This is a genomic window from Porphyromonas sp. HMSC065F10, assembly GCF_001808555.1.
Taxonomy (GTDB): domain Bacteria; phylum Bacteroidota; class Bacteroidia; order Bacteroidales; family Porphyromonadaceae; genus Porphyromonas_A.
Map to the genome: position 1 here is coordinate 1 of NZ_KV793724.1, position 1,849 is coordinate 1,849.

Genomic DNA, 1,849 nt, shown 5'->3' on the forward strand with positions numbered 1-1,849 from the left:
TCGATGCGGGCGGCGAGACGCTCTAAGTTAATCGTACCGGCAGGGGTCATCGCTCCCGTTGTCACGGTGAAGTCAGGTATATTCGTCGATGCCATGACAAAGGCGTTCGGCATACCCGGCTCATTCTCGACGAGGATGGCGCGTACGTCGGAGAGAGACTTACCCGTAAGGCTCCCCGCAGGGATGGTGTAATTGGCGACGAGGAGCATCTTGTAGGTTCCCGTCGTAGCGATCGGCAGAGTGTAGCTCGTGGAGCCCGGAGCTGTCGGTGCCGGGGTGCCTGATGTCACGTAGCGACCCGAGGCATCAAAGAGGAGTGCCTGCAGCGTGGAGATCGACTTCTCGTAGTCCTGTGCCGGCACAGCGTAGGTCTCCACGCCTGTCGTCACGGTGAAGGTGACCGCCTGTCCCTTCTCGGGAAGTCCGGGAACCTCTCCCTTGCCTCCGCGCGCCAGCTCCTTGCTGCAGCCGCCGAGGATCAGTCCGAGGAGTGCCATCAGAGCAGCTCCCCATACTATCTTATGTCTATTCATCTTATTACTTCTCTATATGGTGATTTCTCATCTGATGACGACTCCCATTAGTCTTGCTCGATCTGGATCTCATACTGATAAGCAGTCGGGAAGCTCGCGTCAGCTACCGACACGACGGCAGTCCGCTTTCCGCCCGTCGTATTGGGCTTCACGGTGAGGGTCATAAGGCTCCCGGCATAGGAGAGCTGGACCCAGTCAGGATTGCCCTTAGCGGTTACTACAATGGTAGAGCTAGAGCCTGCGAAATTGCTGGCAAAGGGGATCTGTACATTGCTAACACCGGCTGCATCAACGGTCAGCTTGTGTGTCTTCGCGTCGTAGCCGGCAGGAAGGGTGGCACCCTGAGCGGGAGCAACCAGATTGAGCGACTCGGTGACATTGACCGGACCATTCCACTCATTCACAGCAATAGCGAAGGATACACCTTGTCCCGTCACAGGAGGCACGGGGCTCTCCTTCGGTCCGAGGATGATCGTGTAGAGGTAGTTGCGCTTCACCGGCACGACCGCTCCATTCTGATAGAAGGGCACCTCCACGTGATGCTCCTTGCCATCATACTCCACGGTGATGTCGACCACAGGCGCCTGATCCTTGCTAACGAGTGTCTCCGGAGTCTCATAGAGGTAGAAGGCCTTAGCCAGCTTACCCATGACACCGTTGTATGACTTGCTGGGGCTTACACCACCGGTGGGGATCGTGGCAAAAGTCTTGACACCTCCCACGGTGGTCAGAGCGGTGGCACGATGCTCGCCCACGGCAGTCCTGTCGTAAGCGTTCTTGAGTACGGCATCCTTGATGATGACCTCCTTGTACTCAGGGTGTGCTGCCGTGGCCTTCATCGTCGTCTGGATGTCGATACGGGCTACGGCGCGGATCAGGTCGACGTTGATCGTCGAGGCTCCGCTCATCGGGATGGAGGTGGACTCTGTCCCGATCTTAGCCACACCGACCATAGGCAGGTACGACCCACCCTGAAGCAGGACGTTGCAGGATGCATTCGCACTCTGCATGCGGCTGATCAGGCGTGACATCACTTGATCCACCGTGGTTACATCAGCCTGCAGCCCTGTCAGAGGCTCGTCGTTAGCGACGAAGAGGAAGAAGCGATTCTCTCCCGCATGGATCGTATTGCCCGCGCCGACAAAGTCAGCTGCAGTAAGACTTGCCTGGTACTCTGGACCGGGCCCTGTAAGATCAACCGTGTGGGTCTTGACGTAGGTCTTGGTCCCGGCGAGGAACTCGTACAGGGTGATCTTGTTGCCATTGATCGCCCACTCCGCCTGGTCATGGATGGCGTAGGTGGTAGGAAGCCCCCG

Annotated in this window: 2 protein-coding genes; both read right to left on the reverse strand. The window is 58.0% G+C overall.

Going from position 1 to position 1,849, the window contains the following annotated elements; translation table 11 throughout:
* A partial coding sequence (locus tag HMPREF2890_RS00085; protein ID WP_148130621.1) for a fimbrial protein occupies nucleotides 1-533 on the reverse strand: 533 nt, incomplete at its 3' end.
* A gap of 47 nt (nucleotides 534-580) precedes the next feature.
* Nucleotides 581-1,849, reverse strand: a 1,269-nt coding sequence (locus HMPREF2890_RS09025) for a BACON domain-containing protein (protein WP_168160379.1), incomplete at its 5' end; no start/stop codon positions are given.